Genomic DNA, 22,535 nt, shown 5'->3' with positions numbered 1-22,535 from the left:
TCGCATCTTAGATGCTTAATCTACTACCTTCTATCGTACCATAGACGGGCTCAAGAACATAGCGGAACGCCCCTTGCCCAAGCATCCGCTAGATAGGAATTTCGGGCGAGGGGCGTTATATGCTAACAGCTTCTTTTCAGCCGTCCGGCTTATTGCTCTTCGTTATTCTCTTGAGTCTTCTCTTCTTTTTCTTTCTTCTTGTACGTCGACTTAATATGCAATACATCCAACTGAGACTTATCAACTACGTTAGGCGCATCTGTCATCAAGTCTGTTGCGCTTGCCGTTTTCGGGAATGCGATCGTCTCGCGCAAGTTCGTACGTCCTGCAAGCAGCATTACGAGTCGATCTAAGCCGAATGCAATACCGCCGTGTGGAGGCGTACCATATTCGAAGGCATTCATCAAGAAGCCGAATTTCTGCTGTGCTTCTTCTGGTGTGAAGCCAAGCGCCGCGAACATCTTCTCTTGTACATCGCGGTTGTAAATACGCATCGAACCGCCGCCGATTTCATAACCATTCAATACAAGGTCATAAGCCTGCGCACGGATTTGACCTGGATCTGTGTCGAACAATGCCAAGTCTTCGTCCTTCGGACGTGTGAACGGATGGTGTTCCGCTACATAACGCTTCGCTTCTTCGTCGTAGCCAAGCAATGGGAAGTCAACAACCCATGCGAACTTGAACGCATTGTCATCGATCAGGTTCAAGCGGCGGCCGATCAAGAGACGAAGGTTGCCGAGCACATCGTATACCACTTTACGCTTGTCCGCAGAGAAGAGCAGCAAGTCTCCCTCTTCTGCGCCTGTACGCTCACGAAGGGATGCGATTTCTTCCTCGCTCATGAACTTCACGATTGGACCGCGGAATTCGCCGTCCTTCACTTGAATCCAAGCCAAGCCTTTCGCACCATAGCGTGCTGCATACGGTGCCAAATCATCGATGTCCTTACGGCTCCATGTTCCGCAGCCTTTCGCATTCAGGACTTTAACAACGCCGCCCTTTTCGATTACCGACGCGAACACCTTCACACCGCTGTTTTGAACGATATCACACACATCTACAAGCTCAAGGCCGAAGCGAAGATCCGGCTTATCGGAACCGTACTTCTCCATTGCATCTTGGTACGTAATGCGTTGGAATGGTGTAGGAATATCTACTCCTAATGTTGTCTTGAACAAACGAACCATCAATTGCTCCATCATTTCATGCAATTGCTCTGTAGACATGAAGGACGTTTCGATGTCCACCTGAGTGAATTCTGGTTGACGGTCTGCACGCAAGTCTTCATCGCGGAAGCAGCGCGCAATCTGATAGTAACGCTCAACGCCGGATACCATAAGCAGCTGCTTGAAGATCTGCGGCGATTGCGGCAATGCATAGAATTCGCCTGGATGCACACGGCTTGGTACCAAGTAGTCACGTGCGCCTTCTGGTGTAATCATCGTCAGGATTGGTGTTTCTACATCGATGAATTCATTCTCTTCCAAGAAATCACGGAATACTTTCGTTGCTTTGGAACGAAGCATCAGTGTCTTTTGCATTTCCGGACGACGAAGATCGAGGTAACGATATTTCAAACGAAGGGACTCATCAATTTCGATGCCATCTTCGATGAAGAATGGCGGGTTCTTCGCTGCATTCAAAATTTCAATTTCTGTTACGCGAACTTCAACATCGCCTGTCGGCAAGTTCGGGTTTACCGTTTCTGCATCGCGTTCAACGACTGTACCACGAACAGCAAGCACATACTCGTTACGCGCACGATCTGCAATGTCGTGAGCCTCTTGAGAGAAATCAGGGTTGAATACGACCTGTACAAGACCGCTTCTGTCGCGCAAATCGATAAATAATACCCCGCCTAAGTCACGACGACGCTGTACCCATCCATTCAGGGTAACCGTTTCGCCAATTCGTTCTTTTGTAATTTTTCCGCACTGATGCGTTTTGTACATCATAGGATGCACGCTCCTCACATTAATATAGTTCATCCATTTACGAATGGAATTGAGCCTAGTTAAGCTCTTTCGATTGCTTCAGCCAATTGCTCCAGCTTCACGAACTGCTGCTCTCCTGTTTCCAGATGCTTCAACGCGATCTCTCCACGTGCCAATTCGTCATCGCCGAGAATTCCTGCATACCGAGCCTTCATGCGATCGGCTGATTTCATTTGCGCCTTCATCTTGCGTCCTTGGTAGTCCTTCTCGGCAGCGATGCCAGCTGTACGCAATGTGTACAACAGCTTCGTCACCTCATCCTCAGCTTGTTCACCAAGTCCTACGAGATAAATATCAAGCGGCGGCTGCTCATTGCAGGCAATGCCTTGCTTATCAAGCAGAAGCACAATTCGCTCCATCCCGATACCGAAGCCAATACCTGTCTGCTCAGGACCGCCGATATCAGCGACTAGACCATTGTAGCGGCCGCCGCCCCCTACGGTATCAATGGCTCCAATCCCTTGGGCCTTATATTCGAATGCCGTATGCGTATAGTAATCCAAGCCGCGCACAAGACGGTGGTTCACTTCATACTCGACGCCCATCGCCGTTAAGTGCTGCTTCACCTTCTCGAAGTGTGTTGCACATTCTTCATCCAAGCTGTCCAGAATCGATGGTGCATTCGTGAACTTGTCCTGATCGACCTTACAGTCGAGCACACGCAGCGGATTACGCTCCATCCGGGATTGACAATCCTTGCACAGTGTCTCCTTCATCGGCATCAGGAAGCCAAGCAAAGTCTCGCGGTAAGCCGCACGGCTCGGTGCGTTGCCGACAGAGTTAATCTCGACGCGAACACCGCTCAAGCCAATATCCTTCATGAACTGATAGCCAAGAGCAACAATTTCAGCGTCTAAGCTAGGATCAACAGACCCGAAAGCTTCCACGCCGAATTGGTGGAACTGGCGATAGCGACCCGCCTGCGGGCGTTCATACCGGAACATCGGCCCCATGTAATACAGCTTCGTCAAGTCCGGTTCACCATACAGCTTGTTCTCTACATACGAGCGAACTACGCCTGCAGTATTCTCTGGACGCAGTGTCATGCTGCGGTCGCCCTTATCTCGGAATGTATACATTTCCTTCTCAACGATATCCGTTGTTTCACCAACACCACGCTCGAACAGTTCAGTCTGTTCGAAGATTGGAGTCCGGATTTCCTTAAAGTTGAAACGACGGCAGATATCCCGAGCTTTTTGCTCAACCGTTTGCCAAATTTCAACCGTGCCAGGCAGCAAATCCTGCGTACCCGTAGGTTTTTGATATGCCATGAGCGCTAACCTCCTAATCGTTTTGTCTATAAAATAAAAAATCTCCCGCCCCGCAAATGATTCATTTGCAAAGGGACGAGAGATGGTATGTTCCATTCACCCGTGGTGCCACCCACATTCCGCAATCGCAAGCACTGTGCCCTATATCGGCTGCACATCGAAATCTCCGATTACGCTTCATTCACGTGTAACGTACGTCATACGCCATACAGCTACTTGGACATTAGGTGTCCTACCTTGAGAGCTCAATGCTTTATCCAAGATCGATGCTTCTCGCTTCGCCGCAGGTTCTCGAGGATGTCATTCATCCGTCCATCATCAAGGTTCTTCCAGCCGTGGAACCTCTCTCTGCATATGTGGGTACGAATTACTTGTTCCTGTCATCAAATCATCATTTTCATTTACATGTAAAGTCGGAATATAAAGAACATTGTAAGGATGTAGCACGCTAAAGTCAAGAAAAAAACCTACATCACTGTAGGTTTATCAATAAGATATATTTTTAAAAGGGGGTCATGTCTGTTATTATAGGTATCCAATGTTAAGGAAACATGAAACAAAGATTACAATAAGATTACAAAAAATAAAGCGCTTTATTTATGGCTCTTCCTCTCCAACATCAAAGCAAAAAAATACGCCCCAAAAGGGCGCATCCACTGGTATGATGCAGACTTCGATTAGTTTACCGCTTCATGCCTTCGCCATTTCGACGTGTCGCTTGCCTATGCTCTTCCTCTTGCTGCAATGCCGCAGCGGATTCACGCAGCGACTGCATTCCTGACAAGCAGCTGTACTGGATTGCTAACTGATGCAGTGACTGGCGCATCGAATCGCTCCTTTGCCTTGTGCGTCACAGAAGTGCCAGTTCTAGTATAGCCAGTCAGGAAGCTGTTATTCGGTACGGCTATCGACGACTAGCGTAACCGGTCCGTCATTAATAAGATGCACATCCATCATGGCTCCGAACTTCCCAGTCGCAACTTCCAAACCTAGTGTACGAAGACGTTCATTGAATAAATCATATAATGGTTCCGCCTGCTCAGGACGAGCCGCTGCCATGAAGTTCGGGCGTCTTCCCTTCCGGCAATCCCCGTATAAGGTAAACTGAGATACCGATAAAATGCTGCCGCCTACATTCTGCACCGAGCTGTTCATTTTGCCAGATTCATCTTCAAAAATACGAAGACCTGCAAGTTTATCCGCCATCCATTCAATATCTCGCTCTGTATCTTCGTGTGTAATGCCCACAAGAAGCATTAAACCCTGTCCAATCCCGCCAACTGTTACTCCATCAACGTCCACATGCGCCTCCTTGCAGCGCTGTACAACTACCTTCATGTCGCATCCTCCTTAGTCCCATATTGCGGTCACAACACCCTTGAGGGGCTGGCATGCTAGATATGCGTTCCTGTCATCCGCCATTTTATCCTTCTATTACTAACGTCCTTGCATGTAAAAAGGCAGCGAATTATTGCATAATTCGCTGCACTGTATATACGTCTTTTACTCGTTTGATCTTCTCTACTACAGACTGAAGATGATCCGTATTCCGAATAAGAATCGTCATATGAATCATGGCCAGCTTATTACGATCAGAACGTCCAGACACTGCTGCTATATTGGTCTTGCTCTCGGATACAGCCTGCAGCACTTCGTTCAAGAAGCCACGTCGATCCATCCCCGTAATCTCGATATCGACACTATAATTCGCCTCAGCAGACTCTCCCCACTCCACGTCAATCATCCGTGCAGCGTCTTCGCCATCCGTTGTCGATACGACATTCACGCAGTCTGCCCGATGGACAGATACGCCTCTTCCGCGGGTTACATAGCCGACAATATCGTCCCCCGGCACTGGATTGCAACACCGAGCAAAGCGAACGAGTAGATTGTCGATTCCCTTAACGGTAATGCCGTGAGTCGGACGATGCTTGCGAACAGGCTCCTTCTTGACTTCCTTCACTTCATGCGTCAATTCAATCTGACTTGCTTCCTCGGCTTCCTTGCGCATCTTCTCCGTCATGCGGGTGCATACCTGCGCTGCAGTGATCCCGCTGAAGCCTACGGCAGACATCATATCTTCTATATCGTTGAAGTTGAATTTCTTGGCTGCTTCCATCAGCTTCTCATCGGCCATCCATACGGATGTCTCGAGCCCAAGACGCTTCAGTTCACGTTCAATAGATTCCCGGCCCTTCTGCACATTCTCTTCTCGCTTCTCCTTCTTGAACCATTGCTTAATCTTGGAGCGCGCATGCGAAGATTGTGCGATCTTAATCCAGTCCGGGCTAGGACCATAGGAATGCTTTGAAGTTAAGATCTCAACGATATCCCCGGTCTTCAGCTGATGATCAAGCGGTACGATTCGTCCATTCACCTTCGCACCGATCGTCCGATTTCCAACTTCCGTATGAATGCGGAAGGCGAAGTCGAGAGGTACTGAACCGGATGGAAGCTCAATAACTTCTCCCTTCGGCGTAAATACAAATACGAGATCAGAGAAGAAATCCATTTTGAGCGACTCTACAAACTCCTGGGCATCCTTGGTTTCCTGCTGCAAATCCAAGATTTCACGCAAGAAGTGCATCTTCTCTTCGAAGCTGCCGCCAATCGTGCCATTCCCCTCTTTGTAGGCCCAATGAGCCGCGATACCGTACTCGGCCGTACGGTGCATGTCCCAAGTGCGAATCTGAACTTCCGTAGGCTCGCCCGTAGGTCCGATGACCGTTGTATGCAAGGACTGATACATGTTCGTCTTCGGCATCGCAATATAGTCTTTGAATCTACCTGGCATCGGCTTCCACAGTGTGTGGATAATCCCTAAGGTCGCGTAACAGTCTTTAATATTGTCGACAATAATTCGAATGGCAAGCAAATCATAGATCTCGTTGAACTGCTTGCTCTTCGCCGTCATTTTTTTGTACACACTATAAATATGTTTTGGGCGTCCTGACAGATCAGCTGTAATTCCCATCTCATCGAGTTTTTCTTTGATCCGGGAAATGACATCCGAAATGTACTGCTCACGTTCTGCCCGCTTCTTATGCATCAAATTCGCAATGCGATAATACTGCTGCGGATTCAAATACCGAAGCGCAATGTCCTCCATCTCCCATTTGATCGCGGAAATACCCAGACGATGCGCAATCGGACAGAAAATTTCCAGCGTTTCATACGCGATACGGCGCTGGCTTTCCTCCGACTGAAATTTGAGCGTTCTCATATTATGCAGTCTGTCCGCCAGCTTAATGACGATGACTCGGATATCATTTGCCATAGCTACGAACATTTTGCGATAGTTTTCATTTTGCTGCTCTTCTTTAGAGCGGAATTGGATGCGTTCCAGCTTCGTCAGTCCGTCAACGAGCATCGCGCATATCTCCCCGAACTTAGCTCGCACTTCCTCCAGGGATACGGATGTATCTTCTACGACGTCGTGCAGCAAGGCCGCAACGACAGAGGTAGGATCCATCTGCATGCCAACAACGATGTCTGCAACGGCCAACGGATGCAATATATAAGGTTCACCGGATTTCCGGACTTGTCCGGTATGAGCTTTGTCCGCAAATTCGTATGCATCGCGGATGCGATCGAGATCCGGTTCTTTCATATAGGTCGCAGCTTTCTCAATTAATTGCTCGATACCCATTGGAGTCGACTCGGTTCCTTTCTTCATCCGGGGACACCTCCCCTAGATTACAGAGTATCCTATAATTATGCCTTTATTCGGTGTCACTCGTCAATGGTTTCCGATCCTTATCATCCGTGAGTGGTGTTTATATATGTCGAAATTTGCAGAATAATCTCGTTTCTTATGGGCATTTGACGTTTTTTTATGCAAATCGAGTAAAATGTTGTTGAAATGAAGGGGGCTTAACCTGTAAATTATATAGTTGGGTCTGAAAGCGGTAATTCAAGAAGTTCGAACTTTTTGAACATTGATTGTTTACACGCCCGAATACAACTACATATTTGAAAAAGGAGTGCATTCGCTTGCAACGCGAAATTCAAGTGCATGAAAAACCTGGCTTCGCTCCAGGACTGCTGCTCAGCATTCAACATTTGTTCGCCATGTTCGGTTCAACCGTGCTTGTACCTAACCTATTTGGGGTCGATCCAGGGATTGTACTGCTGATGAACGGACTAGGTACACTATTCTATCTCATTCTGTGCCGCGGTATGATTCCTGCTTATTTGGGATCGAGCTTCGCCTTCATTTCTCCGGTTATGGTCGTTCTCTCTGGTCATGCGGAGAATTATGCACAAGCACTTGGCGGTTTTATCGTATCAGGTATTATATTTATCGTAGTGGCTCTCATTGTCCAAATGGCAGGCACTCGCTGGCTTGACGTATTGTTCCCTCCTGCAGCAATGGGCGCCATTGTTGCGGTTATCGGTTTGGAGCTTGTACCGGTTGCTGCCAACATGTCTGGCTTCATTCCTGCTGGCCCAGATGCCCCATTGGATGGGAAAGCAGTAACGCTCGCATTGATCACATTGGGTGTGACCGTAATCGGTAATGTTATGTTCCGAGGATTCTTTAAGATTATCCCGATATTGATCGGTATTATTACTGGTTATGTGTCGGCTTACCTTATGGGCTATGTGAATATGGATAAGGTCGTTGAGGCATCGTTCATCTCACTGCCTACGGTTACAACTCCAGAATGGAATATGACTGCCATACTTACCATCATTCCCGCGGCGCTCGTCGTTGTCGTGGAGCATATCGGTCACTTGATGGTAACGAGCAACATTGTAGGAAAAGACTTATCCAAAGAACCTGGCTTGCATCGTTCCTTGCTTGGTAATGGTATTTCTACTGTCATTTCTGGCTTCATGGGTTCCACACCGAATACAACATATGGTGAAAATATCGGCGTTATGGCGCTGACACGCGTATACTCCGTATGGGTTGTCGGCGGCGCTGCTGTATTCGCAGTTATCTTGTCGTTCTTCGGCAACGTGTCCGCATTGATTGCGAACATTCCTGTTCCCGTTATGGGCGGCGTATCCCTGCTCTTGTTCGGGGTCATTGCTGCATCTGGTCTCCGCGTTCTTGTGGACTCCAAGGTTGACTTCAGCAAGCCGAAGAATCTGCTGTTGACAACACTCGTCATCGTCATCGGGATCAGCGGTGCCAAACTCCAGTTCGGTGCTGTTGAATTGAAAGGGATGGCGCTCGCAACTGTGCTTGCGATTGTACTGAACCTGTTCTTCATTATTTTGGACAAGCTTCATTTGTCTAACGAATAATATTGAATCATACAAAAAAATCCCTTGCACGCATCTTCATCTATCACGGAAGAAGAGGCGGCAGGGGATTTTTATTATCGTTGCTTCACAAGAGAACGAATTAATATTGAACGAGCGAAATAACGTCGATGCCTTCGCCCAATTTGTCACGGCCGTTCAATTCACTAAGCTCAATCAGGAATACCGCACCAACGACTTCGCCGCCCAACTGACGAACGAGATCAATCGTAGACTTGATTGTACCGCCCGTAGCGAGCAGGTCATCTGCGATAAGCACTTTTTGGCCAGGCTGAATGGCATCCTTGTGCATAGCAAGCTTATCCTTGCCATACTCCAAGTCATAACCGACCTCAATCGTCTCTCCTGGAAGTTTACCACTCTTGCGGACAGGAATGAAGCCAGCTCCGATAGACAATGCCAATGGAGCACCTACTACGAATCCGCGCGCTTCTGGTCCTGCTACGAGATCAATCTGCTTATCCTTTACGAGTTCATGCATCGCTTCAATGGTCGCCTTGTAGGCTTGGCCATCCTTCAACAATGTTGTTATGTCCTTGAAGCTGATGCCTGGTTGTGGGAAATCAGGAATCACCCGAATATGCTGTTTTAAATCCATCAAAAATCCTCCCTTGGAATTATCCAAATATAATATAGCTTACTTGCAACGCGCTTCATCCCAATATGACCATATCCATGCCGCTAATTCCTCAGTCACTGGTTCGTACCAGCGAGATTCCCAGGCTGCTGCGGTCATCCAATCCTGATAGCGCTGTGATTGTTCAAGTGATGTTTTGTTCGGTTGCTGTACAATGCTGTATACGCTGTTGTTCGAAGAAGATGTACAAGTAATAAAGTCCAATTCCTTAAATACTTCCATCAGCATCAGCAGTTCTCGTTCATTCATACGCAATCTCTTCGCAAGCGAAGACATCGTTGACACTTCCATATCCCAAGTGCCGACTCGCTTCAGTTCGCTATATGCATGGGCCATTCGATCACGACTAGGAGTAAACAGCCGCCCGCCTTCCGGCTGGCGCGGGAGTATGGCATGTATTCTTCCTACATTCGGAAGCTGATCTGCCAACCGCTTCAGCTCCCATTCCGATGGAGGGATACTGCACAGCACGAGCTCATGGATATGCTTCGACACGTTCCCAAGCATGGATTCATCCGCTGCCCATGCCCAGGAGCTCGGTATGACGGTAGGCCCTTCAAGCTCATCGCTATACAACCAGACGAACGGTTCAGCGGCGTACACTCCTGCTTGCTCTCGTGTCATAAGTAGAGCGCTCGTCTGCGGTTCATCCTGCTCGAGTGTTCTTGCCAACTCAATAGCTGATTCGAGTGGACGAGCAGTTGCGCGACGATCGAATAGCTGTCGTTCTGTAATCTGGATATCCTGCATCATCAACTGCGGCTTGCGCTGTCCATTCCATTCATTGATCGACAGCTCTCCAAGCACATCAACCTGCACATCATTGGCAATTCGGTAGGACAATGCCCCTTTATGAAATGCCACCGCATCCAATGTAGCACGCTCTTTGCCTAACATCAACTTTAAATGTTGTCCTTCTTTCCCCATCGTGCGCTTATCGCGTACTACCGCGTTGCGAATAACCACACGCGGACTAGGATTGCCCATTCCGAATGGCGCTAGACGCCCTAATTGCTCAATTACTTCCAGCGGAACATCATCAAGCTCACATTCCGCATCGACTTCCGTGCATGGAATGTAATCATCCTCGGTCAATCTCTCCGCAGCCGTCTTATTCAAGCGTTCCTCCAGCTCGGATAATCGATCGCGATGAATCGTCATCCCGGCGGCAGCCTGGTGACCGCCATAGTGTTCGAACACCTCTGCGCATTCCGTCATCGATTCATATAAATCAAACCCTGCAATCGAACGGGCCGAGCCCTTGCAAAGTCCTGATTCTTCATCAATCCCAAGCACGAAGGTAGGCCGATAATAGCGTTCTACAATCTTCGAAGCAACAATTCCGATAACGCCGACATTCCAGCCCTCTGCTGCGAGAACGATGACATTCGGAACCTCGCCTGTATCAGTCATCTTCTCCGTCAACTGTGCCTCTGCTTCCTTCACGATGCCTTCTACGATCTTCTGCCGCTCCTTATTCAATCGATCCAGCTCAGATGCATAAGCGATAGCTGTCTCATCCTCATCAGCCGTTAACAATTGAACCGCGATATCGGCATGATCGAGCCGACCGCTTGCATTAATGCGCGGGGCCATTGAGAAGGCAATACTTGTCGAGGTTACTTCTGTCGGATCGATCGCGCCAATGGTCATCAAAGCGCGAATGCCCGCATATTGGGAACGAGCCATGCGTTTCAATGCTTCCTGAACAATGACTCGATTCTCTCCGAGTAGCGGCATCAAGTCAGCCACTGTTCCAATCGCAGCAAGCTCCAGATAATGTTCCGGCACATTGCCGAGTAATGCATGAGCCAGCTTAAAAGCTACGCCCACCCCAGCCAATCCCTTGAATGGGTAGGGGCAATAAGGAAGCTTCGGATTGACGAGGGCATATGCTTCTGGAAGCTGCTCAGGCGGCTCATGGTGATCCGTAACAACGATATCAATGCCAAGCTCCTTCGCATAGGCAACCTGCTCTACGGCACTAATGCCAGTATCGACGGTTACAATAAGCGTACAGCCTTCTGCCTTCGCATCATCAATCGCGCCGTTGTTGAGTCCATATCCTTCATTCGCACGATGCGGAATATAGTAATCGAAGTTCGCCTCTAACTCTCTCATCAGGTAAATCATAAGCGAAGTACTCGATACGCCATCCGCATCATAGTCACCGTAAATCCGAATTTTCTCTCCGCTATTCAACGCCCGTCTTATCCGTTCCACCGCTTCTTCCATCCCTGCCATGAGGAACGGGTCATGCAGCTGGTTGACATCAGCATATAAAAACTGCTGGATCTGCTCCGCAGTGTCAATCCCACGTACGACCATCATACGAGCCAACAATGGCGATAATTTGGCTTCTTGTGCCAATTGACTCACTTGCTCGTCTGACGTTGCCGCGCAGATCCACCGTGAACGTGGATGAAGCATTCTCTATCTCCTTTATTATCCTTATTGCAGCAATGTGGAGGCATCGTCACCACGTGCTTCCTGAGATCGATAAGGGAATCCCGGATCGAATGGATTCACATGCACGAATACATCCGCTACATGGATAAACCGCTGCAATAAATGTTTTTTGACTCGCTTGGCAACCGCATGCCCTTCCGCTACCGTCAAGCGAGGATTGACGCTTATTTTGACATCAACAATCACATAATGTCCGTGCTCGCGCGCTCGCAGCTCATCAACAGTAATCACACCGTCAACGGATTGCACTGCTCTAATCAGTGGATTCGCATCCTCATCATGCAGGACGTGATCCATGGTGGAGTGGATGGAGTCCAGTACGAGCCGATACCCCATTCGTAGGACGAGCAGAGCTACAACAGCACCCGCGATCGGATCTAAATAGAGAAGCCAACTAATGCCTAGTTTGCCGCCAATCATTGCGCCCCCAACGCCTGCTAGTGCCGCAATAGACGAGTATACATCAGATCGATGCTCCCACGCATTCGCAATTAATGCCTGCGACGATAAGCGCTTGCCCAATCGGAACTTGTACTGGAACATACTCTCCTTCGCTACGATGGACAAAATAATAGCTGCCAGCGCATACCACTCTGGCACGACGACTTTGCCATTCCATATTGACTTAGCCGCAGAGATTGCCAGTTCAATTCCCACGACCAACAGCAGTACAGATACGACAATTGCAGCAATCGATTCTGCCTTGCCGTGACCATATGGATGATCTTTGTCTGGAGGACGCTTAGCCGCCTTCAAACCGACTAGAACAGCGAATGAACCCGCTACATCCGAAGCAGAATGAAAGGCATCTGCGATAAGCGCCTGGCTCCCGGACAAAAATCCGGCTATTCCCTTGACTCCAGCTAATAAGATATTCCCGATAATTCCTACCCAGGCTCCGGTCTCCGCCTTGGCAAATCGGTCAGTAGACATGCAGCATCCCTCGTTTAATCATCATTGTGATCATGGCGGCTTACACAACGCCAAAACCGCGTCACAAACGGACGCGGCTTTATCGTATGTTTCTTAACTCCAGATTATGAGAGAAAAGAAAAACAAATGGTTTCTTTACAAAATAAATTACTTCGCTTCCTGCGGTTTAGCAGAAGCTTTTGGTTTCTTGCTCTCTTTGTTCTTCAATACGACCCACAGCGGGCTTGCAATGAAGATGGACGAGTAAGCACCGAAGCCGAGACCGAATAGAATCGCAAGTGAGAACATCCGGATTGACTCACTACCGAAGATGAACAGACAGAGCGCCGTTACCAATACAGTCAATACTGTATTGATGGAGCGAGTGAGCGTTTGGTAGATACTGTCGTTAACCAAATGAGCCAAGTCATCCATACTCTTGATCTTCGAAAAACGTAAATTCTCACGAATCCGGTCAAAAATAACGATCGTATCGTTAATGGAATAACCGATGATCGTCAGCACCGCAATAATAAACGGCAGCGTGACCTCCAACCGGAAGATGGAGAACAAGCTGATAACCATAAATGCATCATGCAGCAGGGCGACAACCGCTGATACGGCAAAGCGCCACTCAAAGCGGATGCTGACATAGATAATAATCCCGATGCTCGCGATCAATACAGCGAGCAGTGCATTACGCTGCAATTCGCGGGCAATCTCTACATCAACCGTATTGATTTCCATGGAAGAGCCTTCATCAATCTCCTTCATGTCCGCCTTGAACTGCTTTTCGTGCTGCTCATCAAGAACTTCAGTGAAGCGTACGGTAATACGTTCCGCCCCCATCGTAATCGTAGGTTCTTTTTTGAAATTATATGTTTTCAGCAGTTCTTCCACTTGTGATTTCTCAATTTTCTTAGTTAGGTTGATATCCACATTCGTACCAGAGCTGAAATCAACTCCATAGTTCAATCCGAATATCGATAGAGACAACGCACCGAGAATGGTAATCACGATCGAGAAGATAAAGAAATATTTACTCTGATGAACAAAGTTGAATGTTCCCTTAAAGCGCACGGATTTCACTCTCCTTTACGCCAAAATATCCTGGCTTGCTCAATAACTTCGATTTCGCAAGCAGATGTAGGAACACACGAGACAAGAATACGTTTGTGAAAATACTGCAAATGACTGTCATCATCAAGATGAGTGCGAAGCCTTTAACGGAGCTTTCACCCATGATGTACATAACAACACCTGCAATAATCGTCGTTACGTTTGCATCCATAATGGTTCTGAACGAGTTCTTTGAACCAGCCTTGAGTGCGGAGTTAATCGATTTACCGCTGCGCAGCTCTTCCTTAATCCGTTCATAAGTAATGATGTTCGCATCGACTGCCATACCGAGACCGAGAATGAATGCCGCAATACCCGGCAATGTTAGTGTAATATCAGCCAACCAGAACAACACCAGCAGAAGCCATGTGAACAAGACGAGCGAGAAGCTCGCAATTACCCCTGGCAAACGGTAAACAAGCAGCATGAACACGAGAATCAGTGCCGATCCGATCAAGCCGGCTTTCACCGTTTGTTCCAACGACAACTTACCTAGTGTTGCAGCAACACTTTGGGAATATTTTTCTGTCAGTTTCAGCGGCAATGCGCCAAGGTTGATTTTGTCGCGAAGGTCATTCGCTTCCTCAACCGTGCGCTGACCAGTAATCGTCGCCTCTCCACCCGGAATCTCGTAGTTAACAGCCGGATCAGAGATCATATTCTCGTCCATAAAGATTGCCAAATGGTTGCGCTGCTCACCGGCAAGTGAAGCAAGACGTTTCGTCAATTCAGAGAATTTGCCTGCATCCTTCAACTTGATAGCTACAATCGGTTGTTGCAAATCGTTAAATACGACGCTCGCGCCACCCTCCTTGAAGTCTGTTCCCTGCAATTCCACCTTACAGTAGTCCGTGGCTTCCTTGCAGCCGTCAGAACTACGGAAGGTCAGCACCGAAGGCTCCTTCAATTTCTTGCGAACTTCTTCCTCATTCTTCACATCGGCAAGCTTGACACGAATCCGATCCGAACCTTCAATGATGATCTCCGGTTCGCTCGTGCCGTTAGCATCAATACGCTTAGCCAAGCTCTTCGCCGTTTGTTTCAACGCCTCATTTGTAATTTTACCACCCGATTCAAGCGGCGATGCTTGATACAATATTTCAAAGCCGCCCTTCAAATCGAGCCCAAGACGTATGCTGTTGACGATCGAAGGGCTTGTCCAAAAAATGACGCCTAGCGAAACGACAACGATGAGCAGGAATGCGGTCACCCTTTTCATATCGTCCCTAGTCCCCTTTCATATTCAATATTCCTATTATATCGGCGCTCATTTTTCGCGTCAATTTTAAGAATCATGGCAAACAAACAAAAAAAGGCCTCGCCTTATTAAAAGGGAGCGCCCCGATATGCGGCAATTGTCATATAATTCATAAATTGCGTTGCTTTAAGCGATAAAATATCATTTACAACCTTATGCAGCGCAGGCTCGCTTCCATTTTTTACATACTTCGAACTTACACATTCCCATACATCCTTACCGGTAACGTGCTCGTACCCAATCAAGCGCAATTCTTCTGCTTTGCTCTCACAGCACAGTTCAATTGCCTCGATACGTTCCGCATCACTAATCAGTTCTGTCATGCCGCATAACTCCCTTCTCCACGTTAGTCATAATTCGACCCTCTCCTCTTGAATTCCTGCTAATACGCAAGCTCTAGGCTGAAAATCTCCTCAACACTTTCGGTATGGTTTGTGGACAACCGCATATGAATGATATTGGGCAGCAATTACGTGCTGAAGTTTGCGCGAGAAGAGGGATGCTATTGTCAAAAAATACCTTACAAAAACAAACATTTATTCAAGGAACACTTATTTTATTGGCAGCCGGCATCGTGAACCGCATCCTTGGATTCATCCCACGCATTATGCTGCCGCGCATCATTGGAGCAGAGGGCGTAGGCATTTATCAGCTGGGATACCCCTTCCTCATCGTGATCATTACGTTAATAACGGGTGGGATTCCACTAGCAGTGGCCAAGCTTATCGCGGAGGCAGATGCTATCGGCGATCAACAACGGGTAAGACGGATATTGTCATTGTCACTCAAAATAACGATTGGGGCATCCTTATTATTTTCAGTTGCCTTGCTTGTTCTTGCACCATGGATTACGACACACGTTCTAACGGACAGCAGAGTATATTATACGTTCATGGTGATGACCCCTATCATTATCGTGATTGCTGCCTCATCCGTGCTTCGAGGGTATTTCCAGGGCATGCAGAACATGATACCGACCGCGATGTCTCAAGTTACTGAGACCATAATACGGATCTTTACCGTCATTTTATTTGCTTATATGGGCTTGCCTTACGGCTTGGAATGGGCGGCCGCTGGCGCCATGGCAGGTGTAGTGATTGGGGAGATCGGAGGATTTGCCGTACTCGCTTGGATGTATCACAAAGCTCGAAAACGTCACTCTCAGAGCAGCGCTCAACAGCCCAATGCAGTGAAACAGTCAATTGAAGGTGGACAAGAGCCAACGTTCGCAACCTCTTCTCCAGCTCAGGGCAATGTTTTACAAAGATTGCTGCAAATCGCGATCCCTGTTACAGGAGGCAAACTGGTTGGATCTCTGTCCTATTTATTAGAGTCCATCACAATCGCACGCAGTCTTGCAGCAGCCGGTATCATTACCGCAGTCGCAACGGCGCAATACGGAGCACTTCAAGGCATGATTATTCCTATTCTCACCTTGCCAGGAGCACTTACTTACTCTCTTGCAGTCTCACTCGTCCCTGCCCTGTCCGAAGCACTTGGCCGCAGAGATACGACCACCATTCAGAAGCGCATTCATCAGGCTCTCCGGCTTGCGCTCGTAAGCGGAGCACCTTTTGCTGTTGTTATGTTCGTACTGGCTTTTCCCTTATGTTCTCTGCTATACAATGATGCAACCGTTGCTCCAATGTTGAAATGGATGGCGCCTGTTGCTATTTTCATTTACCTGCAAGCCCCGCTCCAAGCTGCTCTCCAAGCGCTAGAACGTCCGGGAACAGCTCTCGTCAATACATTCATAGGGGCATTTCTTAAAATTGGGTTGATTTTATGGCTCGCAGCCGATCCAAAATTAGGAATTACCGGCGCGGTCATCGCCATCAATGTGAACATCGTTGTCGTAACAACCATGCACGCATACAGTGTCGTTCGCCATGTTGGCCTTAAGCTTCCTTGGCTGGATTTCATCAAAGTTGGAGCCGCAATGATCATTACGGCTGGATGCATACAAGCGACATATATTCATTTTCCAGATTCTACGGACGAGCATCTTGTGCTACGATTCATTATTTCTTGTATTGTTGGGATTGTTGTCTATATTCTGCTTCTTATCATGATGAAATTAATCGATCGCAGTGATCTTTCCCGCTTTCCGTTCTTTCGACGCTTCTTTCATGCGAAGCCTGATCCAAAATAATCTCAGCGCTTTAGCTTGCTCGGGTTGCTATCTACGTAAATATGGCCTTTATGGTCTATGGAACAGAAGAACACTTGCTTAAAATCATAGACACCCTTTTGTTGGATTTGATTTTTCAACCAGAACCGTGTCTTGTCGATGCTTAGCAAATTCTGTTCCTGCACCTTCCCCTCCATAATGAGCGGCAAGGGAAGGGATGTGAATTGATATTGGTGTGCTTCCGGCAGGGCGGGCTGTGTATTGGATGGTTTGGACTTGCTTTCCTTCTGCCCTTCCTGCTTGCCTGCATTTGAGCTCGATGAGTTCTGGTTTGGCTTTTCCTCACTTGCCTTAAATACGGACAATTCCCCTGTTGATTCTAAAATGGCGTAGGTAACATCATTGATATTGTCGATCCCTTGTCCCCGCAGTTGCAGCATTAAATCATCCAGATTGTATCGCTGCTTCTTCATAACGTCCTGCTGCAGCACTCCATTGGCAATAATAATGCTTGGAGTCCCGTCAAATACTTCGCGCATTTTCGTGCTCTTTAACGTTACGAAGGCAAGCGTAACCTGGATGACGAGCAGTACAATGATCGGAGCAAATTCCACAAGAAGGGGACGCTCTGAATCGTCAATCGTCATTACTGCAATATCTGCAATCATGATCGAGATCACGAGGTCAAAAACAGACAGCTTGCCGATTTCACGCTTGCCCATTACACGAAGAACAATTAATACCGCAAAATACATCAACACTGTACGAAAAACGACGGTCCAAAGTCCCATATGTTACGCCTCCCTCGCTGCCGATTGTCGGATTGCGATAGCCGCTTTCATTGGTATTCTGACCGTCGTGATCGTGAAGCATACTGCTTCATTATTATTGAATTGTTCCCATCCTGTATCTTACAAATGGACAATTGTAATTATAGGATGAACAGCAAAATGTATCCTGTTGAAATCAAAAGCGAGATAATCGTAATAGGCGCACCTATTCTCAAAAAGTCCATATAGCCAAAACCATGACCCTCACGCTGGGCCATACCCGCCACAATGACGTTGGCAGATGCACCTATCAGTGTCCCGTTTCCGCCAAGACATGCACCAAGCGCAAGTGACCACCAGAGTGGATTCAATTGGTTCGGATCTGTAATCCCCATCTGCGTCCCGATATCCTGCAAGAGAGGAATCATTGTCGCGACGAACGGGATGTTGTCAATCGTAGCCGACGCAATACCGGATACCCAGAGGACGAGCATCGAAGTCTTGGTCATATCACCGTTCGTAAGTCCGAGCGTAAGTTCTGCAAGACGATTGATGACACCTACTTGAATCAAACCGCCAACAAGGATGAACAACCCGATAAAGAAAAGAATCGTAACCCATTCGACTTGATGGAGCGCCTCTTCAAGCTCCTCCTCATTTTTCAATCCGATGAGCATCAAGATTGTTGCTCCTGCCATTGCGACAACCGCTGCCTCAACGTGAATGACTGAATGGAGTGCGAAGCCAAGAATCGTAAAAATAAGCACAGTAAGGGACTTCTTTACAAGCTTAGCGTCTGTAATGTACGAAGCTGCCGACAGCTCCATCAATGCTTGCCGCTGCTCGTCCGACACATGCAGCTGTTTGCGGTAGATGAACAGCAAGCAGCCGATTATGACGATTGCGATGACAAACACAATTGGAGCCAGATGCGTCAAAAACATATTGAAAGTCAGATGCTTATTGGCAGATCCAATCATAATATTCGGCGGATCGCCTATTAGGGTTGCTGTTCCCCCTACATTCGATGCGATAACCTCCGCGATTAGAAATGGCACTGGGTTGATTTTCAACATACGTGTAATGGAAAACGTAATCGGCACCATGAGCAGCACCGTCGTTACATTATCCAAAAATGCAGATCCTACCGCTGTGAGCAGGAACATAATGAGCATGATGCGCTTCGGATGTCCCTTAGCCCGCTGTGCTGCCTTGACAGCAGCGTATGAGAAGATCCCGCTCTTGTTCGTAATCCCCACCAGAATCATCATACCAACGAGCAGGAACAGCGTATTCCACTCGATATAGGTTGTAAATGCCATATGTACATCTACAATCTGCAGGACGAGCATCGCAACTGCGCCTAAGAGCGCAATAACGGCTCGGTTAATCTTCTCCGAAATAATGATGGCATACGTGATTAAAAACACAATGACCGCCGCGGTCACTTGCCAATTTGCTACAGTATGTCCCACAAGACTCCATCCCTCTCTACCTTAATAAGGCTCTGATTGCAACTTTCTTCTTTACTGACCTTTTGTTCACACATTATAACGCTGTCTTTTTTTTTCGTCTATGCCTTGTACTAAATTGGATAGCTTGCCCATACGATGAATACTAATCATAGAAATGATGGGAGGAGCGTGTAAGATGAATGCGATTCAGAATGTAACGCGCTGGAAATTAGGCCACCCTCTAGTGGCGGGAATCGTCTATGCCTTCGTTTGGATGGCTCTCGGTGCACTCGCCTTGTCAGTCTTGCTATATTCAAGCTCAACTAGTGAGGACGAAATGAAAGGCTATATTTATATTATCCATTGTATCGCTCTTTTTATCGGTGGATGGACTTCTGGCAGAAGAAGCGGCAAAAAGGGCTGGTACTATGGAGGAATGACAGGAATCTTCTACGTGCTGCTCGTCATGCTGATTGGTTTTTTGGCAATGGATGCAGGGGTAAGCGTACAAAAACTCGTCCAAACAGTAGCAGCGTTCGCTGTCAGTGCAATTGGGGGTATTATCGGTGTAAATATGAGCAAGTCCGGCCAGTAAGGAGGGAAGCCTTGAGTTCGAATGATCACATCATGTAATCCCCACCCAATTGTGTTATACTATTGGAGTTTACAAAACGGCAATGTGACATTACATTAGGGGGATTCTCGTGGTTCTATTTCAATCCATGCAGACTGTCACGCTGTGGACCATCGTAACCGTCATTGTGCTCGTCTGGTTCGGTTCACGCAGACAGCCGCTAGCTGTCGCTGGAGCATTTCTACGATCACTGTGGACATCACGTTCTTTTCTTATTGCTCTCATTGCGATGGTGCTTATTCTCATGGTCAACGGCATGGAGCTTACGCTCGAAAAAATGCTGCAGATTAATTGGGATTTCACTTCCAATATTCATCAACTTGAAGGGCAATTCGTATACAGTGTACAGCAGATTTTCAATCATCCGTTATTAACGCAATTTGTTTCCTTTTTCTATATTGTTGTCTTTCAAGCACTTATCGTAGCCTCACTCGGGATTTATACAACAAACGGGAATATCCGTATGGCGCACGCTGTATGCTATGCCATTATGATTAACTACATCGTAGCTATCCCATTCTATTTATTTTTCCCAGTTAATGAGGTATGGTCGTATGCACCAGCCGGGGTCAGCTTCCGCATGCTGGAGGTGTTCCCGAACTTCGAGGAGCAATATCGCGCATTCTCTGGTATCGATAATTGCTTCCCAAGCTTGCATACGTCGATCTCTGTAACGGTCGCTCTGCTCGCTTCACAGTCTGGCAATCGAAGATGGGCCATCTTTACGGCCGCAAGTGCAATTATTATTGTGTTCTCGATCTTCTACCTCGGCATTCACTGGTTAACTGATATGCTGGCTGGAACTGTACTTGCTATGGTTGCATCATGGGTGGGCTTGAAGCTTGCTGGTGTTCAACCCAAGCTCAGCTTGCTGCCAGATCGGCAGAAGACATTCAGCAAGTCTTATACCAATTCCAACGACATAAGCTAATCATGCTCCTACTCCCTTCAGCATACGGCGCATGATGCAACGAAAGAAGGGGCTCGCCAATTGCATCTCATGCAACGGTGAGCCCCTTCTCCTATGCTTGGCATCTTAGGATGCGCTTGAAGATTCATCTACAGATACAACTTGACTAATTGCACTGCGATCGAATGTCATTTTTGTAACGTCATTTACACGCAACACGACTGTGTCGTCCGTAATTTCCATGATGCTGCCATGAAGACCGCCAATCGTTACGATCTTGTCTCCCTTTTTCAATGCACCAAGCATTGAGTTCCGCTGCTTCTGCTTCTTCTGCTGAGGACGGATTAACAAGAAGTAAAATACTGCAAACATCAAGACGAACGGCAATAACATTTGAAGAAACCCACCAGTTCCTCCTGCCTCTGCTCCTGCTATCAACATGTATGTATCCCCCTTTCAATAATGAAATAATTATGTATAGACTGCCGAACGAGCTGAAGCATCCACGAATGTGAACGATTCAGCAGGCAGCATGTCTACTGTTAGAACCCGCTCTCGTTGCGGTCCATTCCATAAGCTTCAAAGAATTCGTCTCTGAAATCGCGCAGTCGATCTTCACGGATCGCCTCGCGTACTTGACTCATTAAGTTCACCAGGAAATACAAGTTATGATAAGTCGTCAAGCGAAGACCAAATGTCTCATCTGCCTTAATGAGATGGCGCAAATACGCACGCGAGTAGTTGCGGCATGTGTAGCAATCGCACTTCGGATCAAGCGGCCCGAAGTCACGAGCATACTTCGCATTCCGTACAACAAGACGGCCTTGGCTTGTCATAGTCGTACCATTGCGAGCGATGCGTGTAGGAAGTACGCAGTCGAACATGTCCACTCCGCGCATAGCTCCCTCGATCAAAGCATCCGGTGATCCAACCCCCATCAAATAGCGGGGCTTATTAGCCGGAAGCAACGGAGTTGTGTAATCCAGCACCTCGTACATCAAGTGTTTCGGTTCACCTACACTAAGTCCTCCAATAGCATACCCCGGGAAATCCATCGAAGTCAAATCCTTCGCACTCTGGCGACGAAGGTCTTCATACATGCCACCTTGGATAATCGCAAACAGTGCTTGATCGTGTGGTCTAGCATGGCTCTCCAAACAACGTTCCGCCCAACGAGTTGTACGCTCAAGCGATGGCTTGATATATTGAGGTTCAGCCGGATATGGAGGACATTCATCGAATGCCATCATAATATCAGAGCCTAGCGCATTCTGAATCTCCATAGCCTTCTCTGGAGACAAGAAGAGCTTGTCCCCATTCAAGTGGGAACGGAAGTGAACCCCTTCTTCTTCAATCTTACGCATATCGCTAAGACTAAATACCTGGAACCCGCCGCTATCCGTCAAAATCGCACGATCCCAATTCATAAACTTATGAAGCCCGCCAGCTTCGCGAATGATTTCATGCCCTGGACGAAGGAAGAGATGGTACGTATTGCTCAATATAATCTTGGCTTCCATCTCTTTCAACTCTTCTGGGCTCATCGTCTTTACCGTTGCCAATGTCCCGACAGGCATGAAAATTGGTGTTTCGAAGGAGCCGTGTGGGGTATGAACCTTGCCAAGCCGCGCTCCCGTCTGCTTGCATGTCTTAATTAATTCGTAAGTAACTGCTGCCATAATTGTATCTCATCCTTGTA

19 protein-coding genes are annotated in these 22,535 nt (G+C 47.6%); 4 read left to right on the top strand and 15 right to left on the bottom strand.

Annotated features, from left to right (window positions below):
- Positions 1-149 precede the first annotated feature (149 nt).
- The 5 genes from aspS to ABN764_RS16660 form a co-directional block, all read right to left on the bottom strand.
- Complete coding sequence (aspS, locus tag ABN764_RS16680) at positions 150-1,958, bottom strand: aspartate--tRNA ligase (protein WP_174811042.1); 1,809 nt, start codon at positions 1,956-1,958, stop codon at positions 150-152.
- Between the two features lie 59 nt (positions 1,959-2,017).
- A complete protein-coding gene (gene hisS, locus ABN764_RS16675; RefSeq protein WP_446672569.1) occupies positions 2,018-3,268 on the bottom strand; it encodes a histidine--tRNA ligase in 1,251 nt (416 codons plus the stop codon).
- 682 nt (positions 3,269-3,950) lie between these two features.
- Positions 3,951-4,094 (bottom strand): hypothetical protein, encoded by a 144-nt coding sequence (locus ABN764_RS16670; RefSeq protein ID WP_162833953.1) that lies wholly within the window; start codon positions 4,092-4,094, stop codon positions 3,951-3,953.
- Positions 4,095-4,159: 65 nt separating this feature from the next.
- Positions 4,160-4,606, bottom strand: coding sequence for a D-aminoacyl-tRNA deacylase (dtd, locus tag ABN764_RS16665; protein ID WP_446672568.1), 447 nt, complete (start codon positions 4,604-4,606; stop codon positions 4,160-4,162).
- Between the two features lie 130 nt (positions 4,607-4,736).
- Positions 4,737-6,917, bottom strand: a complete 2,181-nt coding sequence (locus ABN764_RS16660; RefSeq protein WP_446672720.1) for a RelA/SpoT family protein — start codon at positions 6,915-6,917, stop codon at positions 4,737-4,739.
- A gap of 344 nt (positions 6,918-7,261) precedes the next feature.
- On the opposite strand from ABN764_RS16660, the gene uraA reads away from it, so the two are divergent.
- A complete protein-coding gene (gene uraA, locus ABN764_RS16655) occupies positions 7,262-8,524 on the top strand; it encodes a uracil permease (RefSeq protein ID WP_072730359.1) in 1,263 nt (420 codons plus the stop codon).
- Positions 8,525-8,624: 100 nt separating this feature from the next.
- Here uraA and ABN764_RS16650 read toward each other — a convergent pair whose 3' ends face one another.
- The 6 genes from ABN764_RS16650 to ABN764_RS16625 form a co-directional block, all read right to left on the bottom strand.
- Positions 8,625-9,140 carry an adenine phosphoribosyltransferase gene (locus ABN764_RS16650; protein ID WP_021257022.1) on the bottom strand — a complete coding sequence of 172 codons (516 nt, stop codon included), beginning with the start codon at positions 9,138-9,140 and terminating at the stop codon, positions 8,625-8,627.
- A gap of 39 nt (positions 9,141-9,179) precedes the next feature.
- The gene (gene recJ / locus ABN764_RS16645) at positions 9,180-11,609 is read right to left on the bottom strand and encodes a single-stranded-DNA-specific exonuclease RecJ (RefSeq protein ID WP_446672567.1); all 2,430 of its coding nucleotides are present in this window, start codon (positions 11,607-11,609) and stop codon (positions 9,180-9,182) included.
- A gap of 21 nt (positions 11,610-11,630) precedes the next feature.
- Positions 11,631-12,581 carry a cation diffusion facilitator family transporter gene (locus tag ABN764_RS16640; protein ID WP_174808291.1) on the bottom strand — a complete coding sequence of 317 codons (951 nt, stop codon included), beginning with the start codon at positions 12,579-12,581 and terminating at the stop codon, positions 11,631-11,633.
- A 147-nt stretch (positions 12,582-12,728) separates the two neighbouring features.
- Positions 12,729-13,640: a protein translocase subunit SecF gene (secF, locus tag ABN764_RS16635; RefSeq protein ID WP_446672566.1), complete on the bottom strand. Its 912-nt coding sequence runs from the start codon at positions 13,638-13,640 to the stop codon at positions 12,729-12,731.
- The gene (gene secD / locus ABN764_RS16630; protein WP_021257026.1) at positions 13,630-14,898 is read right to left on the bottom strand and encodes a protein translocase subunit SecD; all 1,269 of its coding nucleotides are present in this window, start codon (positions 14,896-14,898) and stop codon (positions 13,630-13,632) included. Before secD ends, secF begins: the two co-directional genes overlap by 11 nt.
- 107 nt (positions 14,899-15,005) lie before the next feature.
- The gene (locus tag ABN764_RS16625; RefSeq protein WP_446672565.1) at positions 15,006-15,260 is read right to left on the bottom strand and encodes a post-transcriptional regulator; all 255 of its coding nucleotides are present in this window, start codon (positions 15,258-15,260) and stop codon (positions 15,006-15,008) included.
- Positions 15,261-15,436: 176 nt separating this feature from the next.
- On the opposite strand from ABN764_RS16625, the gene spoVB reads away from it, so the two are divergent.
- Positions 15,437-17,089 (top strand): stage V sporulation protein B, encoded by a 1,653-nt coding sequence (gene spoVB, locus ABN764_RS16620; protein ID WP_446672564.1) that lies wholly within the window; start codon positions 15,437-15,439, stop codon positions 17,087-17,089.
- Positions 17,090-17,091: 2 nt separating this feature from the next.
- Here spoVB and ABN764_RS16615 read toward each other — a convergent pair whose 3' ends face one another.
- Positions 17,092-17,859, bottom strand: a complete 768-nt coding sequence (locus ABN764_RS16615) for a YetF domain-containing protein (RefSeq protein WP_021257029.1) — start codon at positions 17,857-17,859, stop codon at positions 17,092-17,094.
- Positions 17,860-17,999: 140 nt separating this feature from the next.
- Positions 18,000-19,313, bottom strand: a complete 1,314-nt coding sequence (locus ABN764_RS16610) for an ArsB/NhaD family transporter (protein WP_446672563.1) — start codon at positions 19,311-19,313, stop codon at positions 18,000-18,002.
- Between the two features lie 175 nt (positions 19,314-19,488).
- On the opposite strand from ABN764_RS16610, the gene ABN764_RS16605 reads away from it, so the two are divergent.
- Entirely contained in the window at positions 19,489-19,887 is a 399-nt protein-coding gene (locus tag ABN764_RS16605) for a TIGR04086 family membrane protein (protein ID WP_021257031.1), read from the top strand.
- A gap of 109 nt (positions 19,888-19,996) precedes the next feature.
- Positions 19,997-20,857: a phosphatase PAP2 family protein gene (locus ABN764_RS16600; RefSeq protein ID WP_021257032.1), complete on the top strand. Its 861-nt coding sequence runs from the start codon at positions 19,997-19,999 to the stop codon at positions 20,855-20,857.
- A 105-nt stretch (positions 20,858-20,962) separates the two neighbouring features.
- On the opposite strand, the gene yajC is transcribed toward ABN764_RS16600, so the two are convergent.
- Positions 20,963-21,277 (bottom strand): preprotein translocase subunit YajC, encoded by a 315-nt coding sequence (gene yajC, locus ABN764_RS16595; protein ID WP_021257033.1) that lies wholly within the window; start codon positions 21,275-21,277, stop codon positions 20,963-20,965.
- Positions 21,278-21,378: 101 nt separating this feature from the next.
- Positions 21,379-22,515 (bottom strand): tRNA guanosine(34) transglycosylase Tgt, encoded by a 1,137-nt coding sequence (gene tgt, locus ABN764_RS16590; protein ID WP_021257034.1) that lies wholly within the window; start codon positions 22,513-22,515, stop codon positions 21,379-21,381.
- Positions 22,516-22,535 lie beyond the last annotated feature (20 nt).

Source organism: Paenibacillus wuxiensis, assembly GCF_040195695.1.
Lineage (GTDB): Bacteria > Bacillota > Bacilli > Paenibacillales > Paenibacillaceae > Paenibacillus_B > Paenibacillus_B suaedae.
Note: the sequence above shows the minus strand (reverse complement) of the source record. Positions and strands in the feature narration are given on the sequence as shown.

What these genes read in the sequence shown, in the direction of transcription:
- aspS (WP_174811042.1), bottom strand. Translation starts at nt 1,958, where the DNA reads ATGATGTACAAAACGCATCAGTGCGGAAAAATTACAAAAGAACGAATT.
- hisS (WP_446672569.1), bottom strand. Translation starts at nt 3,268, where the DNA reads ATGGCATATCAAAAACCTACGGGTACGCAGGATTTGCTGCCTGGCACG.
- ABN764_RS16670 (WP_162833953.1), bottom strand. Translation starts at nt 4,094, where the DNA reads ATGCGCCAGTCACTGCATCAGTTAGCAATCCAGTACAGCTGCTTGTCA.
- dtd (WP_446672568.1), bottom strand. Translation starts at nt 4,606, where the DNA reads ATGAAGGTAGTTGTACAGCGCTGCAAGGAGGCGCATGTGGACGTTGAT.
- ABN764_RS16660 (WP_446672720.1), bottom strand. Translation starts at nt 6,917, where the DNA reads ATGGGTATCGAGCAATTAATTGAGAAAGCTGCGACCTATATGAAAGAA.
- ABN764_RS16650 (WP_021257022.1), bottom strand. Translation starts at nt 9,140, where the DNA reads ATGGATTTAAAACAGCATATTCGGGTGATTCCTGATTTCCCACAACCA.
- recJ (WP_446672567.1), bottom strand. Translation starts at nt 11,609, where the DNA reads ATGCTTCATCCACGTTCACGGTGGATCTGCGCGGCAACGTCAGACGAG.
- ABN764_RS16640 (WP_174808291.1), bottom strand. Translation starts at nt 12,581, where the DNA reads ATGTCTACTGACCGATTTGCCAAGGCGGAGACCGGAGCCTGGGTAGGA.
- secD (WP_021257026.1), bottom strand. Translation starts at nt 14,898, where the DNA reads ATGAAAAGGGTGACCGCATTCCTGCTCATCGTTGTCGTTTCGCTAGGC.
- ABN764_RS16625 (WP_446672565.1), bottom strand. Translation starts at nt 15,260, where the DNA reads ATGACAGAACTGATTAGTGATGCGGAACGTATCGAGGCAATTGAACTG.
- spoVB (WP_446672564.1), top strand. Translation starts at nt 15,437, where the DNA reads ATGCTATTGTCAAAAAATACCTTACAAAAACAAACATTTATTCAAGGA.
- ABN764_RS16615 (WP_021257029.1), bottom strand. Translation starts at nt 17,859, where the DNA reads ATGGGACTTTGGACCGTCGTTTTTCGTACAGTGTTGATGTATTTTGCG.
- ABN764_RS16605 (WP_021257031.1), top strand. Translation starts at nt 19,489, where the DNA reads ATGAATGCGATTCAGAATGTAACGCGCTGGAAATTAGGCCACCCTCTA.
- yajC (WP_021257033.1), bottom strand. Translation starts at nt 21,277, where the DNA reads ATGTTGATAGCAGGAGCAGAGGCAGGAGGAACTGGTGGGTTTCTTCAA.
- tgt (WP_021257034.1), bottom strand. Translation starts at nt 22,515, where the DNA reads ATGGCAGCAGTTACTTACGAATTAATTAAGACATGCAAGCAGACGGGA.